Origin of the sequence: Nonomuraea helvata (assembly GCF_039535785.1) — a bacterium.
Classification (GTDB): domain Bacteria; phylum Actinomycetota; class Actinomycetes; order Streptosporangiales; family Streptosporangiaceae; genus Nonomuraea; species Nonomuraea helvata.
Map to the genome: position 1 here is coordinate 634943 of NZ_BAAAXV010000009.1, position 13987 is coordinate 648929.

Consider the following 13987-nt stretch of genomic DNA (forward strand, 5'->3'; position numbering starts at 1 on the left):
TCATCCCGCGGGCCGTCACTCAAGAGACGCTCAGGCGCAGACCTTGCGTACGACGTCGGCGAGGCGCTCCGCCACCTGGGTGGCGTGCTCCTCCGACGCGGCCTCCACCATGACGCGGATCATCGGCTCCGTGCCGCTCGGCCTGATCAGGACCCGGCCCGTCTCGCCCAGCTCGGCCTCCGCCTCCGCGACGGCGGCCAGCAGGTCGGGCGCCGAGGCCTTGCCCTTGTCCACGCCCTTGACGTTGATCAGGATCTGCGGCAGCGGCGTCATCACCGCGGCCAGCTCCTTCAGCGGCACGCCCGACTTGGCCACCACGCCCAGCAGGTGGAGCGAGGTGAGCAGGCCGTCGCCGGTGGTCGCGTGGTCGAGCATGATGACGTGGCCCGACTGCTCGCCGCCGAGGTTGAAGCCGTCGGACTTCATCCGCTCCAGCACGTAACGGTCGCCCACCGCGGTCTCCACCACGGTGATGCCCGCATCGCGCATGGCCAGCTTGAAGCCCAGGTTGGACATCACGGTCGCCACCACGGTGTCCTTGGCCAGCAGGCCCTCGCCATGCATGGCGGCGGCGAGGATGGCCATGATGCGGTCACCGTCGATGATCGCGCCCGTGTGGTCGATCGCCAGGCAGCGGTCGGCGTCGCCGTCGTAGGCCACGCCGAGGTCGGCCCCGCGCGACACGACCACCTGCTGGAGCTTCTCCAGGTGGGTGGAGCCGTGGCCCGCGTTGATGTTGAGGCCGTCGGGCCTGGCGCCGATGGCCTCGACCCTGGCGCCCGCGCGGACCAGCGCCTCGGGAGCCACCATGTGGGCGGCCCCATGAGCGCAGTCGACCACGATGTCGAGCCCGTCGAGGGCCGCGTTCATCGTGGTCAGCACGTGAGAGATGTACCGGTTGGCCTCACCGTACGCGTCCCGCACCCGGCCCACGCCGGAGCCGACGGGAAAGGTCCACTCCTCGCCCAGGCGCCGCTCGATCTCGTCCTCGACCGCGTCGGACAGCTTGAAGCCGCCACGCGCCAGGAACTTGATGCCGTTGTCAGGCGCCGGATTGTGCGAGGCCGACAGCATGACGCCGAGATCGGCGCCGAGCGCTGCGGTGAGGTGGGCGACGGCCGGGGTGGGCAGCACGCCGAGGCGCAGCACGTCCACACCAGACGCCGCAAGGCCGGCGACCACTGCGGCCTCGAGAAATTCTCCCGAGGCACGCGGGTCCCGGCCTACGACAGCCACCGGTCGGCGCCCGGTGGCTGCGAACGCGCCTGCATCGCCGAGGACGTGAGCCGCCGCGACCGCGAGGTCCATGGCGAGCTGCGCCGTGAGGTCGCGGCCGGCGACCCCACGGACCCCGTCGGTGCCGAAGAGGCGCGCCAATTTAGCGCTTGCTGTACTGCGGAGCCTTGCGGGCCTTCTTGAGGCCGTACTTCTTCCGCTCCGTGGCGCGGGCGTCACGGGTGAGGAAGCCGGCCTTCTTCAGCGGCGGGCGGTTGACCTCGACGTCCAGGATCGCCAGGGCGCGGGACAGGCCCATGCGCAGCGCGCCGGCCTGGCCGGTCACACCGCCGCCGTCGATGCGCGCGATGACGTCGAACGCCTCCTCGGCGCCGAGCACCACGAAGGGCTCGTTGACGATCTGCTGGTGGACCTTGTTCGGGAAGTAGACATCCAGCGAACGACCGTTGATCGTCCACTTGCCGGTGCCGGGGACGATGCGCACGCGGGCGATCGCCTCCTTACGGCGGCCGGTGCCGTACGAGTTGCCCGTGGTGACGGGCTTGCGGACGGGCGCGTCGGCGCTGGCGGCGGACTCGGTGGTGTACTCGGACGGGAAGTCCTCGCTGGAGATGTCCTCCAGCTCGGCCTCGACGACGGCCGTCTCGACACCGGTGGGCTCAGCCACGGTTCTCCTCTAAATCTTTCGAACTACTACTGGGCGATCTGGGTGATCTCGAACGGCACCGGCTGCTGGGCCTGGTGCGGGTGCTCGGAACCCGCGTAGACCTTCAGCTTCTTCGCCATCTTCCGGCCGAGGGAGTTCTTGGGAAGCATGCCCTTCACGGCCTTCTCGACGGCCTTGTCCGGCCGCTTCTCCATGAGCTCGCCATAGCTGACGGAACGCAGACCGCCCGGGTAGCCCGAGTGGCGGTACGCCTTCTTCTGCTCAAGCTTGTTGCCACTGAGCGCGACCTTGTCCGCGTTGATCACGATGACGAAGTCACCGGTGTCGACGTGCGGAGCGAAGATCGGCTTGTGCTTGCCGCGGAGCAGGGTCGCGACGTGGCTGGCCAGCCGGCCCAGCACGACATCGGTCGCGTCGATGACGTACCACTGACGCTGGACGTCGGCGGGCTTCGGTGAGTACGTGCGCACGGTCGTAGCCTTCTTTATGCTCGCGTCTTCGGCGCTGTCGGAAGTGACAGCTAACATTGGTCGGTCGGTGCGGGCACACGACGGCCCGGACCTTCCGTCTCCGCAACACGGGAGATGACGCCGGACGCGCCGCGCATTGGTCTCACGGACCTATGCACACAACGAACCTAAGCTACCCGCCCATAGGCGCGCAGGTCAAAATGACGGTAACCCGGTGTGTGAGTCTACCTGACCGCAGAACGGTTCGGTTTCGTTTCCCTGGGACCTCTTCTTTCCCAGGACCAGACATCCCTATCGTTAGCGGCGGTATGTGGCAGAACTCTCACTCCCGGCAAACCCAGCAGGGCGCTCGGCGCCGGAATCACCTGGGGTTGCTCGCCTGCCTCATGGCCGTGCTGTTCACCGGCGTACTGATCGGCCGGCTGAGCGACGAGGCCGATCCGGCCCGCCACGTATACCTGAACGAGACCGCCCCGCCGGCCGCCGCCACCGCCAATCCCGCGCCGACCTCGGCCAAGAAGGCGCAGCAGCAGGCCGAGATGATCCCCAGGAAGCTCACCACCAAGACCGTGCCGCGCGGCAGGACCACCCCCCGGGCCACGAAGACGCCCGAGGGCAAGATCCCCGGGTTCAACAGCCAGGACAACCCGGCGCTGCTCAGCGACGGCAGCACCGGCGTGCAGATGATGCCCGGCCTGGCGGCCAGGGTCGTCTCGCTCACCAACTCGGCCAGGGCCAGGCACGGCTGCGGGGCGCTCCGGGTGGACAGGGGGCTCACCAGCTCCGCGCGTACGCACTCGCTGGAGATGGCGACCTCCAGGCAGCTCTCCCACAACTCCCCCGACGGCTCGTCACCCTGGGACCGGATGGAGCGCGCCGGGTACCACTGGGGCGCCGCCGAGAACATCGGCGCCGGGTACAGCACACCCGAAGAGGCGGTGAGCGGCTGGCTCGGCAGCCCCGACCACCGCAAGAACCTCCTCGACTGCGACCTGAAAGCCATCGGCGTGGGCGTCGCGTCAGGCCCGGACGGGCCATGGTGGACCCAGGACTTCGGAACCCGATGACGAACATCACGGTAATGTCGCCGCATGGGTTTTCCCGAAGGACGTGAAAACGGCGCCCCCTACGGGATGGGGAGCATGTTCCAGCCTGCGGGCAACGGTCAGGGTGGTCAGGGCCGTCGCCGCGCGCCGGGCGATCCGGGTGGCCCCCCTGCTCAGGGTGGTCCCGGCTTCCCCGGCGGCCCCGACGGTCCGGGCTTCCCGGGCTTCCCCGGCGGTCCGGGCTTCCCCGGTGGTCCCGATGGTCCTGGCGGTCCGGGTGCTCCCGGCGCGCCCGGTGGTCCCGGCGCTCCTGGCAGTTCCGGCGCGCCCGGCGGTCCCGGCGGTCCTGGCGGTTCCGGCGCGCCCGGTGGTCCTGGCGGTCCTGACGCGCCTGGGGCTGCCGAGGCCGACGCTCCGAGGGGTTCCCGCCGTTCCCGCAGGGGGCGCGCCGCCGACGACTTCGACCAGCCTGACATTCCGGGCAAGGAAGACAAGCCTGACAAGGCCGACAAGGCGTCGAAGGGCCAGTCCGAAAAGGCACCGCAGAGCCGGGTCGGCTGGAGCCCGTACGACGAGGGCCCGCGCTCGCGCGCCCCGCTGTGGTTCGCCCTCGGCGGCATCGCGGTGCTCGGCCTGCTCGGCGGCGGCCTCGCGCTGATGTTCAACGCCGATGACCCCGCCACCACCCAGGCCTCCGTCCCGACCCGGACCTCGGCGCCGCTCCCGTCGGCCCCGGCCGGCAAGTACGGCTTCGCGGCCGAGCGCTCCTCGGACCCCGAGCCGATCACGGTGAAAGAGATCTTCGGCAAGGAGAAGAAGATCACCGTCTCTGGCCGGTCGTACGAGATGACGATCACCAGCAAGGACAAGAAGTGCAGTGACGGCGCCCTGGGTGACGCACTGAAGAAGGCCCTCAAGGCCGGCAAATGCACCCAGCTCGTACGCGCGAGCTTCCGTGACAAGGCCGGCAAGGTGATCGGCACGATCGGCGTGGCCAACCTCAAGAGCAGCAAGTCCGCCACCAAGGTGGCCAAGGTCGGCAGCACGAGCAACTACGTGAAGCCACTGGCAGGCAAGGACAGTGTCACCAAACAGCTCGGCTCGGGCGCAGGCGGGGCCAAGATCTGGACGCACGGCCACTACGCGATCATGGTCTGGTTCCAGAACAAGGACGGCACGAAGCCGGACAAGAAGGGCTCCAAGCAGCTCTTCTCCGCGATCAACGACATCACCAAGGCGACGGTCTTCAAGGCTCTGGACAACCGCTCACTGACCGGTGTTCCCCAGTAGCGAAACGGGCTTCGTACGCGTTAGGCGGCCAAACGGGATGCCGGATCCCTCTGGGAACGCGCATACCGACATAACGATCTCGCTGCTCTCGCTAGGCTCCCCCTTATGCGTGGCCAGGAACCCGGGTCCGAGCCCGATCGCAGGGAAGCCGACGGCTCGTCCGCACCGGCGACGCCACCGCCGAGCTTCGGGCAGACCGGCGGGCGAGACATGCCATCGGCGTTCACGCCTGCCGACGAGGCGGCACACGACTCCGCCGAGGATGTGACACGTGATGCCGCCGAAGGCGCCGTACGCGGCCCCGCCGACGGCGGGATGCGTGGCTCCGCCGGTGGCGGCGTGCGTGGCTCCGCCGACGAGGCGGCGTCCGCGTCCGCCCACGACGCGGCGCACGCGTCACCCGGCCGATCGACGTCCGGCGAGGGCGCGGCGCACGCGCCATCCGGCCGATCGACATCCGCCCAAGACGCGGCGCACGACTCCTCCGGCCGATCCACGTCCGCCCAGGACGCGGCGCACGCGCCATCCGGCCGATCGGCGTCCGCCCCCTCTGGCGGTGCCGCAAGCGCCGGCGAGCGCCCTGCTATCCCCGTCTTCCAGGGCCCGCCACCGAACCTGCCCGACCCCGACGACCCGCCCGGCACGCAGCCGTGGGAGGTCGCCGGAGACGACGCCGCGGAGTACGACTGGTTCGCCGACGACGACGTCGAACCCACCCGGCCGGGCGAGCTACGGCCGTACATCCCGCTCTCGGACACGACCCGCCCGGCCCGCCCACCCCTTCCGCCGGCCGAACCGGTCGTGCCAGGCGCGCCGCCCTGGGAGCCCCCGCCGGCGTTCACCGCCGCCGCGGCGGGCATGCCCGCGTGGCCCGCGCCCATCAGCGACCCGCACGCCATGCCGCCCTGGCCCGCCGCCACGGGCGAGCTGGTGGCCGAGCCCGACAACGACGAGCCGAGCACCCCCTTCGACCCGAACGCCACCAACCCGGAGGGCTTCACCCACCCGGCCCACTACTTCGACCCGGAAGCAGCGCGCAGGGAAGCGTCCCAACGAGCCGGCGCCCAGGCGGGATCCGACGCACCGCAGCAGCAACGGGAGGACGCGCAGCGCCCCGCCGAGGTGGACGACGCCCCTCCGTCCAAGCAGGCGAGCGCCCCTCCTGCCAAGCAGAGGAGCGTTCCACTGTCGGCCCCCGTCGCCCCGCCGCAGGAGGAGACCCGGCCGCTCGCCCATGAGGGCGCCGCGCAACCACCCCACGACACCAAGCAACCGGCCCACTACTTCGACCCCAAGGCCGCCAGGCGCGACCACCCGCCGGTCTCGCTCTCCGACCCCGCCAACGTTCCGGTCCACCCGGCGGAGCCCGGCGACGTACCCGTCTGGCCGCCCACTCCCCCGGCCGAGGCCAAGCTGCCCGACCTTCCGTTCCCCAGGGACACCTGGGGCCAGAAGTCCCTCCCCCCGGGCGGCGGCCCCGCGTTCCCGAGTGGAGCGTTCAAACAGCCCCCGTTCCAGACCCCGCCCCCGCCGCCCGCTCCGCCCGGGAAGAGCAGACGCGCCCTGTTCGTCACGTTGGGTGCCCTCGCCCTGGCCGGGGTGGCCACCGGCGGCTTCTTCGCCTACCAGGCGGTGAGCTCCCCCGCCCCCACCACGACCGCCGCCCGGCCCAGCGCGTCGGGACAGGCGAGCTCCGAGCAGCCGCCGTCAGCCGAGCCATCAGACGCCCAGCCCCCGGACGCGCCCGACGGCACGTCGATCCTCAACTCCGAGCAGACCGACCCGCAGAAGCTGTCGCTGTCCGAGGCGTTCCCGAAGAAGAAGGTGAGCGCCGCGGGCACGACGTTCGCCAGGGTCAAGGCCGACATGGAGACGAGCTGCGACAAGGCCGCCGTGGGCGCCTTCGCCGACGCGCTGCGCGAGCGGAAGTGCGGCCGCGTGCTCAGGGCCACGTACGTCGACAGCAAGCGCCGCTACGCCGTCACCACGGGCATAGCGGTCCTCCCCGACAAGGACGCGGCCGCCGCCGCCGACAAGGCCAAGAACCTGTCACACAACATCTGGTTCCGCCCGCTCCCCGGCGCCGCGGGCTCGGGCAGCGAGCGCGTGCACATCGCCGGCGGCTACGCGTCCGGCCTGGTGTGGGGACGCTACATCGTCTTCAGCTACGCCACGTACGCCGACGGCCACACGCCCGACCCGAAGGACAAGACGCTCCCCAAGGTCAGCGGGGCGCTGCGCGACCAGACCTCACTCGTCCTGGAACGCCGCGTCACGAAGGGGTGACAACTGGGATGGATCCGCAGCGAAGCGAGGACATCCATCACAGTCCGCCGAGCGGAGCTCGGCGATCAGACGCAGTTCGCACTCGCCGCGTGGCCGAGGCCCGCGCGGCGAGCTGCGCCTCCGCCGGGTAGCCGACCTCCTCCAGGCACAGTCCGTGCGCGGGCGCGACGTGCACCCCGGAGTCGCGTACGGCCCGCGTCAGCACCTCGCCCGGCCACTCCACGGGCCGGCTGCCGTCGCCCGCCGCCAGCAGCGACCCGACCAGCGCCCGCACCATCGAGTGGCAGAACGCGTCCGCCACGACGGTCGCCACCAGCACCCCGTCCGGCTCGCGTACCCACTCCAGCCGCTGCAGCTCCCTGATCGTGGTGGCCCCTTCGCGCTTCTTGCAGAACGCCGCGAAGTCGTGCTCCCCGAGCAGCCGCGCCGCCGCCGCGTTCAGGGCGCCGACGTCCAGGGACCGGTTGTGCCAGACCACCTCACGCCGCCGCAGCGGGTTGACGCCGCCCACAGCGTCGCTCACCCGGTACGCGTACCGCCGGAACATCGCCGAGAAACGCGCGTCAAAGCCCTCAGGAGCCACGGAGACGCGAAAAACACGTACATCCGGGGGCAAGACCCCACCCAGACGCCGGACGAGCGCAGAGAGCCGCTCATCGACACCCAGCGGCCCGCGGTTGCCGTCGAGCTCGGCCAGCGAGCCGTCCGGCACGTCCACGTGGGCCACCTGGCCGCGCGCGTGCACCCCGGCGTCGGTACGGCCGGCCACGGTCAGCATGGCGGGCCCTTCGAGGCGCAGGATCCGGCCCAGCGCCTGCTCGATCTCGCCCTGGACCGTACGGCGCCCCGGCTGCCTGGCCCAGCCGGAGAAATCGGTCCCGTCGTACGCGAGGTCGAGGCGGAGCCGTACCACGATGATCCTCCTTCAAAACTGAAAAACGGGCCCGCACCCCCGCAGGGGTCCGGGCCCGTCTCATGCGGCCTGAGAGATCAGGCCTCGTCCTTCTTCGCCTCAGCCTCGGCGGCCGGAGCCTCCTCGGCGGCGGCCTCGGGAGCCTCAACGGCCTCCTCGGCCTTGGGGGCCTCGGTCTCCTCCGCGGCGGGCGCCGGGGCCGTAGCGGCGGCCGGGGCCTCGGTGCGGCGGGTCGTGACGGCGTTCAGCGGCTCGGTCACCAGCTCGATGACCGCCATCGGGGCGTTGTCGCCCTTACGCGGACCGACCTTGGTGATCCTGGTGTAGCCACCGGGACGCTCGGCGAACGTCGTCGCGATCTCGGTGAAGAGGTGGTGAACGACGCCCTTGTCCTTGACGACGGTCAGGACCTGGCGACGGTTGTGGATGTCGCCCTTCTTCGCCTTGGTGATCAGGCGCTCCGCCAGCGGACGCAGGCGCTTGGCCTTCGTGACCGTCGTGCGGATCTTGCCGTGGCGGAACAGATCGGTGGCCAGGTTGGCCAGGATCAGCCGCTCGTGCGCCGGGCTGCCGCCAAGACGTGCACCCTTGGTGGGCTTGGGCATGGTCTTTCTCCTCCTGGATTAACCCGCCCCGGCCGTACCAGGTACCGGAGTCGGGCCGGATCGCCGTCGCTTTGTGTGCGATCCGTTACTGTGGCCCCGCGCCATGACACTGCGCGGGGCCGCTCGAAAAGCGGGATCAGTACTGCTCGGTCTCGACGTACGCGCTGTCGTCGTCGTCGTAACCGCCACCGGCCACCGCGCTCGGGTCGAACCCGGGCGGGGAGTCCTTGAGGGCCAGCGACATCTCGTGCAGCTTCTGCTTGACCTCTTCGATCGACTTGGCGCCGAAGTTGCGGATGTCCAGCAGGTCCTGCTCGCTGCGGGCGACAAGCTCGCCCACAGTGTGGATGCCCTCGCGCTTGAGGCAGTTGTAGGAGCGAACCGTGAGGTTGAGCTCCTCGATCGGCAGCGCCAGGTCGGCGGCCAGAGCGGCGTCGGTCGGCGACGGGCCGATGTCGATGCCCTCGGCCTCGACGTTGAGCTCGCGGGCCAGGCCGAAGAGCTCGACGAGGGTCTTACCGGCGGAGGCCACCGCGTCGCGGGGCTTCATGGCCGGCTTGGTCTCGACGTCGAGGATCAGGCGGTCGAAGTCGGTGCGCTGCTCGACTCGGGTCGCCTCGACCTTGTAGGTGACCTTGAGCACCGGGGAGTAGATCGAGTCGATCGGGATGCGCCCGATCTCCTGGCCCGGCTGCTTGTTCTGGGCGGCGGAGACGTAGCCGCGACCGCGCTCGACGGTCAGCTCCATCTCCAGCTTCGCCTTGCCGTTGAGCGTGGCGATGCGGAGCTCGGGGTTGTGCACCTCGACACCGGCCGGCGGCGCGATGTCGGCGGCGGTGACCTCACCCGGGCCCTGCTTGCGCAGGTACATCACGACCGGCTCGTCGTGCTCGGAGGAGACGACCAGCTCCTTGAGGTTGAGGATGATGTCGGTGACATCTTCCTTGACCCCGGGAACGGTCGAGAACTCGTGCAGGACGCCCTCGATCCGGATGCTCGTCACGGCCGCGCCCGGGATGGACGACAGCAGCGTGCGGCGGAGCGAGTTGCCGATGGTGTAGCCGAAGCCCGGCTCCAGCGGCTCGATGACGAACCGGGACCGGGTCTCGTCGATCGACTCTTCGAGAAGAGTCGGGCGCTGAGCGATCAGCATGTGTGGGTCTCCCCTTGTTTCGTGTGACGCCCGCTATATGACGCCACTCCGATAAACAGCGTAGCTGAGGTGCGGAAATCCGCACCTCAGCCAAGGCTCACTTCGAGTAGTACTCGACGATGAGCTGCTCCTGGACCTGGGTGTCGATCTGCTGGCGAACCGGCAGCTGGTGCACCAGGACGCGGAGCTTGTCCGGCACGACGCCGAGCCACGCGGGAACCGTGCGCTCGCCCGCGGTCGCCCTGGCGACCTCGTAGGGCATCAGGTTGCGCTTGGTCTCGCGGACCTCGATGATGTCGTGCTCGCGCACGCGGTAGGACGGGATGTCGACCTTCTTGCCGTTCACCAGGAAGTGCCCGTGACGGACCTGCTGGCGGGCGGCGTCGCGCGACTGAGCGAAACCGGCGCGGTAGACCACGTTGTCGAGCCGGCTCTCCAGGATCTGGAGCAGCACCTCACCCGACTTGCCGGTCTTGCTCGCGGCCTCCTCGTAGTAGTTGTGGAACTGCTTCTCGAGGACGCCGTAAATGCGGCGGGTCTTCTGCTTCTCGCGAAGCTGAAGCTGGTACTCGGACTCCTTGGGGCGTCCGCGGCCGTGCTCACCCGGCGGGTAAGGACGGATCTCGATGGGGCACTTGGCGGATTCGCACTTGCTGCCCTTGAGGAAGAGCTTGGTCTTCTCGCGACGGCAGAGCTTGCAGTCCGCGCCCGTGTAACGAGCCATTTCTCTGTATCTCCTGGGCTAATTCAGACGCGGCGGCGCTTCGGCGGGCGGCAGCCGTTGTGCGGAACCGGGGTGACGTCCTGGATCGAGCCCACTTCGAGGCCGGTGGCCTGCAGCGAGCGGATCGCGGTCTCACGGCCGGAGCCGGGACCCTTGACGAAGACGTCGACCTTGCGCATGCCGTGCTCCATGGCGCGGCGGGCGGCGTTTTCCGCGGCCATCTGCGCGGCGAACGGGGTGGACTTACGGGAGCCCTTGAAACCCACGTGGCCGGCGCTGGCCCAGGAGATCACGTTCCCGTTCGGGTCGGTGATCGAGACGATCGTGTTGTTGAACGTGCTCTTGATGTGGGCGTGCCCGTGAGCGACGTTCTTCTTCTCCTTGCGGCGCACCTTCTTCGGGGCGCCCTGACGGCTCTTAGGAGGCATTGCTTGCCATTACTCCTGAGGTCTTCGGTCCGCGGCTGTGGACTACTTCTTACCGGGCTTCTTCTTACCGGCCACGGTCTTCTTCTTGCCCTTGCGGGTGCGCGCGTTGGTCTGCGTGCGCTGACCGTGGACGGGCAGGCCCTTGCGGTGCCGGATGCCCTGGTAGCAACCGATTTCGATCTTGCGACGAATGTCGGCCTGGACCTCGCGGCGCAGGTCACCCTCGATCTTGAAGTTCGCCTCGATGTAGTCACGCATCGGGACGAGCTCGGTGTCGCTGAGCTGGTGCACGCGGAGGTCGCCGCTGACACCGGTGGCCTGGAGGATCTCCTGGGCGCGGGTGCGGCCGATTCCGTAGATGTAGGTGAGAGCGATCTCCAGCCGCTTCTCGCGGGGGAGGTCGACGCCAACCAGGCGAGCCATGGTCGGGCATTCTCCTTCTTTGTGGCGGAGGTCTTGCGCCGCACTACCCCTCCCCAATGCCCGGGGTGAGGGCCCCGGCCTCCGACCGGGGGTCTCCCGAATGGTTCGGGCCTTGCGAAAAGGCCCGCCTGTTCAGGTGTGGGACGCGATTACTGACTCAGGCTCCTCATGCGTCGAGCCCGCTCCCTGATTTCGGGGCGGACTCGGAGAAGCCTTGCGGCGACTAGCCCTGGCGCTGCTTGTGGCGCAGGTTGTCGCAGATCACCATGACGCGACCGTGCCGGCGGATCACCTTGCACTTGTCGCAGATCTTCTTGACGCTCGGCTTTACCTTCATTGTCCTTCGTGATTCCTCAGACGTCTTACTTGTATCGGTAGACGATCCGCCCACGACTCAGGTCGTAGGGGCTCAGTTCAACGACTACCCGGTCGTCAGGCAGGATCCGGATGTAGTGCATCCGCATCCGACCGCTGATGTGGGCCAGGACCTTATGGCCGTTGTCGAGCTGCACCCTGAACATGGCGTTCGGGAGCGACTCGACCACAGTGCCCTCGATCTCGATGGCGCCGTCTTTCTTGGCCAAAATTCCTCGCGTTTCACTGATCGATCGTCTGAGGCTCGGGTCACTAGCAGCCGCGACCTCACGCTTCGGAGAGAGCGGCGACCGGCAACGGTCACCGACGCGTGATAGTCATAGTGAGCCGACTAAGGAGTGTACGACACCTGGGCCCAAAACGCGAAACGCGTGCCAGGCGTCCTGACACAACCATGTAAGAGTTTACCCTACCTTCTCCGCGCACTGGGCCACACAGCGAAAGGCCCGCCGGAGGAGCGTTCCCGGCGGGCCTTTCAGGGGGAAAGGGGCCTCAGTAGATGCGGTGCACCGGCCCGCAGTACGTCGACGGACCGCCCCAGCAGGTGTACGTGTACAGCTTCTTGATCCCGTGCTTCGACCAGGTCGCCTGGTACGAGCCGTCCCAGCCCTGGACGAACCTGTGCCAGCTCCCGCCGGAGTAGTACTTGAACCACACGTACCCCTTCTTCGGGGTGAACTCCTTGCCGTACCAGTGGGTGTAGACCTTGCCGTGCTGCTTCCAGGTCTTCCCGTAGGTGTAGGCCTTGTGGTTCTTCGAGTAGAACTTGCCCCAGCTGCTCACCGAAGCGGTGGCCGCCTGGGTCGTGGTGGCCGCCTGGGCGGCGGGGGCGACGGCGAGGCCGGTGACGGCGATGGAGCCGGCGAGGGCGGCGGCTGCGAGGACCTTGCGCATTTCGGATTCCCTCCGTGAGTCGTGTTCTCGACACCACTCACGCTAGAAATCCAGACATATCCGCACTGCGGAGGAATGCACACAGTGCACTAGTGCACAGAGCCCTACCGGTACTTCTTGGGCGGCGGACCGCCGAAGACAGTGCTGATCAGGAGGATGACGCCCCACGGGCCCATCACCCACAGCGGCCAGGGATAGACCACGTGCTCGGCCGTGATGCTCACGATCAGCCAGATCACCCAGTTGATGCCGCTGGCCGTGGCCCAGGCGCCCCAGGCCGCCTTCATGCCGGGATGCATGCCACCCCGCCGTTCGGGGCTCTGGGACACCTTGGCGGGGGCCTGGCGCAGGTCCACGTCCGGCAGGTCGGCCGTCAGCCTGGCCAGCTCTCCGTACGTCCTGCTCTTGTAGAGCTGTTCGAGCCGCTCGTTGAACTCGTCCATCGTGATGCGGCCCTGCGCGGTGTGCTCGCGGAGGATGGCGGCGACGCGGTCGCGATCGGCGTCGGAAGCTCGCATCTCGGGGCTGTTCGCCATCCCACCCACTCCCGGGGGTCAGTTCTGCGGTTGGGACAGGCGCTCTTCGCCCCCATCCAGGGCGGTAAGCACCCAAGGACCATTATGTGTCACCGCGACGCTGTGCTCGAAGTGGGCGGAGTGCTTGCCGTCGATCGTCACCACGGTCCAGTCGTCGGCCAGCACGCGGGTGCGCTCGGTGCCGAGGTTCACCATGGGCTCGATGGCCAGGCACATACCCTCTTCCAGCACCGGGCCCTTGCCGGGCCTGCCGTGGTTGGCGATCCACGGGTCCATGTGCATCTCGGTGCCGATGCCGTGGCCGCCGTACTCCGGGGGGATGCCGAAGCGGCCCTGCGACCTGACGTACCGCTCCACCTCGTAGCCGATGTCGGAGAGGTGGCGGCCGACCTTCAGCGCGGCGATGCCGCGCCACATGGCCTCTTCAGTGATCCGCATCAGCTCGGTCAGCTTCGGGTCCACCTCGCCGACCGGGACCGTGACGGCCGAGTCGCCGTGCCAGCCCTCCAGGATCGCGCCGCAGTCGATCGAGATGATGTCGCCCTCGCGCAGCTTGCGGGCGTCGGTCGGGATGCCGTGGACGACCTCGTTGTTGACCGACGCGCAGATCGTCGCCGGAAAGCCCTGGTAGCCCTTGAACGACGGGATCGCGCCCTCGTCCCTGATCGCCTTCTCGGCGATGACGTCGAGGTCGAGCGGCGTCATGCCGGGCTCGACCGAGCGCTTGAGCAGGTCGAGCGTGCGCCCGACCACCAGGCCCGCCGCCCGCATCTTCTCCAGCTGCTCCGGCGACTTGATCTGGATGCCGTGTCTGTTCCGTTTGAACATCTTGTGCCCCCCTGGGTCACTCAACGGGCCACGCTGGGGGCCCAATTCCCCCACAATAACCGCGAGGTGGCACGGAATCCCGTGCCACCTCCGCAAATCGGTCGTACGTGGTA

The 13987-nt window shown here is 68.9% G+C and carries 17 protein-coding genes; 3 read left to right on the forward strand and 14 right to left on the reverse strand.

Annotated elements, in window-relative coordinates:
- Positions 1 to 30: 30 nt before the first annotated feature.
- From glmM to rplM, 3 genes are read right to left on the reverse strand one after another with little or no spacing between them, the layout of a single operon-like run.
- The gene (glmM, locus tag ABD830_RS35485; protein ID WP_344997544.1) at positions 31 to 1377 is read right to left on the reverse strand and encodes a phosphoglucosamine mutase; all 1347 of its coding nucleotides are present in this window, start codon (positions 1375 to 1377) and stop codon (positions 31 to 33) included.
- A gap of 1 nt (position 1378) precedes the next feature.
- Complete coding sequence (gene rpsI / locus ABD830_RS35490; protein WP_344997546.1) at positions 1379 to 1903, reverse strand: 30S ribosomal protein S9; 525 nt, start codon at positions 1901 to 1903, stop codon at positions 1379 to 1381.
- Positions 1904 to 1929: 26 nt separating this feature from the next.
- Positions 1930 to 2373: a 50S ribosomal protein L13 gene (gene rplM / locus ABD830_RS35495; protein ID WP_344997548.1), complete on the reverse strand. Its 444-nt coding sequence runs from the start codon at positions 2371 to 2373 to the stop codon at positions 1930 to 1932.
- Between the two features lie 371 nt (positions 2374 to 2744).
- On the opposite strand from rplM, the gene ABD830_RS35500 reads away from it, so the two are divergent.
- The 3 genes from ABD830_RS35500 to ABD830_RS35510 all read left to right on the forward strand — a co-directional run bounded on the left by ABD830_RS35500 (position 2745) and on the right by ABD830_RS35510 (position 6995).
- A complete protein-coding gene (locus ABD830_RS35500; RefSeq protein WP_344997550.1) occupies positions 2745 to 3440 on the forward strand; it encodes a CAP domain-containing protein in 696 nt (231 codons plus the stop codon).
- A gap of 24 nt (positions 3441 to 3464) precedes the next feature.
- Positions 3465 to 4709, forward strand: a complete 1245-nt coding sequence (locus tag ABD830_RS35505; RefSeq protein ID WP_344997552.1) for a hypothetical protein — start codon at positions 3465 to 3467, stop codon at positions 4707 to 4709.
- A gap of 105 nt (positions 4710 to 4814) precedes the next feature.
- Positions 4815 to 6995, forward strand: coding sequence for a hypothetical protein (locus ABD830_RS35510; RefSeq protein ID WP_344997554.1), 2181 nt, complete (start codon positions 4815 to 4817; stop codon positions 6993 to 6995).
- A gap of 37 nt (positions 6996 to 7032) precedes the next feature.
- Here the strand turns inward: ABD830_RS35510 and truA are convergent, their stop codons facing one another.
- The 11 genes from truA to map form a co-directional block, all read right to left on the reverse strand.
- Positions 7033 to 7908: a tRNA pseudouridine(38-40) synthase TruA gene (gene truA, locus ABD830_RS35515; RefSeq protein WP_344997556.1), complete on the reverse strand. Its 876-nt coding sequence runs from the start codon at positions 7906 to 7908 to the stop codon at positions 7033 to 7035.
- Between the two features lie 77 nt (positions 7909 to 7985).
- A complete protein-coding gene (gene rplQ / locus ABD830_RS35520) occupies positions 7986 to 8513 on the reverse strand; it encodes a 50S ribosomal protein L17 (RefSeq protein WP_344997558.1) in 528 nt (175 codons plus the stop codon).
- A 136-nt stretch (positions 8514 to 8649) separates the two neighbouring features.
- Complete coding sequence (locus ABD830_RS35525; RefSeq protein ID WP_043623495.1) at positions 8650 to 9666, reverse strand: DNA-directed RNA polymerase subunit alpha; 1017 nt, start codon at positions 9664 to 9666, stop codon at positions 8650 to 8652.
- A 97-nt stretch (positions 9667 to 9763) separates the two neighbouring features.
- Complete coding sequence (rpsD, locus tag ABD830_RS35530) at positions 9764 to 10390, reverse strand: 30S ribosomal protein S4 (protein ID WP_344997560.1); 627 nt, start codon at positions 10388 to 10390, stop codon at positions 9764 to 9766.
- 23 nt (positions 10391 to 10413) lie between these two features.
- Positions 10414 to 10818: a 30S ribosomal protein S11 gene (rpsK, locus tag ABD830_RS35535; protein WP_020542285.1), complete on the reverse strand. Its 405-nt coding sequence runs from the start codon at positions 10816 to 10818 to the stop codon at positions 10414 to 10416.
- A 42-nt stretch (positions 10819 to 10860) separates the two neighbouring features.
- Entirely contained in the window at positions 10861 to 11241 is a 381-nt protein-coding gene (gene rpsM, locus ABD830_RS35540; RefSeq protein ID WP_125644650.1) for a 30S ribosomal protein S13, read from the reverse strand.
- Between the two features lie 223 nt (positions 11242 to 11464).
- Complete coding sequence (rpmJ, locus tag ABD830_RS35545; RefSeq protein WP_003956441.1) at positions 11465 to 11578, reverse strand: 50S ribosomal protein L36; 114 nt, start codon at positions 11576 to 11578, stop codon at positions 11465 to 11467.
- A 25-nt stretch (positions 11579 to 11603) separates the two neighbouring features.
- Positions 11604 to 11825: a translation initiation factor IF-1 gene (gene infA / locus ABD830_RS35550; RefSeq protein WP_012887858.1), complete on the reverse strand. Its 222-nt coding sequence runs from the start codon at positions 11823 to 11825 to the stop codon at positions 11604 to 11606.
- Positions 11826 to 12108: 283 nt separating this feature from the next.
- Positions 12109 to 12510 (reverse strand): hypothetical protein, encoded by a 402-nt coding sequence (locus ABD830_RS35555; RefSeq protein ID WP_344997563.1) that lies wholly within the window; start codon positions 12508 to 12510, stop codon positions 12109 to 12111.
- Positions 12511 to 12614: 104 nt separating this feature from the next.
- On the reverse strand, positions 12615 to 13046 hold the full coding sequence (locus ABD830_RS35560) for a DUF1707 SHOCT-like domain-containing protein (RefSeq protein WP_344997565.1): 432 nt from the start codon (positions 13044 to 13046) through the stop codon (positions 12615 to 12617).
- Between the two features lie 18 nt (positions 13047 to 13064).
- Positions 13065 to 13874 carry a type I methionyl aminopeptidase gene (gene map / locus ABD830_RS35565; protein WP_344997567.1) on the reverse strand — a complete coding sequence of 270 codons (810 nt, stop codon included), beginning with the start codon at positions 13872 to 13874 and terminating at the stop codon, positions 13065 to 13067.
- Positions 13875 to 13987: the final 113 nt, after the last annotated feature.

What these genes read in the sequence shown, in the direction of transcription:
- ABD830_RS35505 (WP_344997552.1), top strand. Translation starts at nt 3,465, where the DNA reads ATGGGTTTTCCCGAAGGACGTGAAAACGGCGCCCCCTACGGGATGGGG.
- ABD830_RS35510 (WP_344997554.1), top strand. Translation starts at nt 4,815, where the DNA reads ATGCGTGGCCAGGAACCCGGGTCCGAGCCCGATCGCAGGGAAGCCGAC.
- rplQ (WP_344997558.1), bottom strand. Translation starts at nt 8,513, where the DNA reads ATGCCCAAGCCCACCAAGGGTGCACGTCTTGGCGGCAGCCCGGCGCAC.
- ABD830_RS35525 (WP_043623495.1), bottom strand. Translation starts at nt 9,666, where the DNA reads ATGCTGATCGCTCAGCGCCCGACTCTTCTCGAAGAGTCGATCGACGAG.
- rpsD (WP_344997560.1), bottom strand. Translation starts at nt 10,390, where the DNA reads ATGGCTCGTTACACGGGCGCGGACTGCAAGCTCTGCCGTCGCGAGAAG.
- rpsK (WP_020542285.1), bottom strand. Translation starts at nt 10,818, where the DNA reads ATGCCTCCTAAGAGCCGTCAGGGCGCCCCGAAGAAGGTGCGCCGCAAG.
- rpsM (WP_125644650.1), bottom strand. Translation starts at nt 11,241, where the DNA reads ATGGCTCGCCTGGTTGGCGTCGACCTCCCCCGCGAGAAGCGGCTGGAG.
- rpmJ (WP_003956441.1), bottom strand. Translation starts at nt 11,578, where the DNA reads ATGAAGGTAAAGCCGAGCGTCAAGAAGATCTGCGACAAGTGCAAGGTG.
- ABD830_RS35555 (WP_344997563.1), bottom strand. Translation starts at nt 12,510, where the DNA reads ATGCGCAAGGTCCTCGCAGCCGCCGCCCTCGCCGGCTCCATCGCCGTC.
- ABD830_RS35560 (WP_344997565.1), bottom strand. Translation starts at nt 13,046, where the DNA reads ATGGCGAACAGCCCCGAGATGCGAGCTTCCGACGCCGATCGCGACCGC.
- map (WP_344997567.1), bottom strand. Translation starts at nt 13,874, where the DNA reads ATGTTCAAACGGAACAGACACGGCATCCAGATCAAGTCGCCGGAGCAG.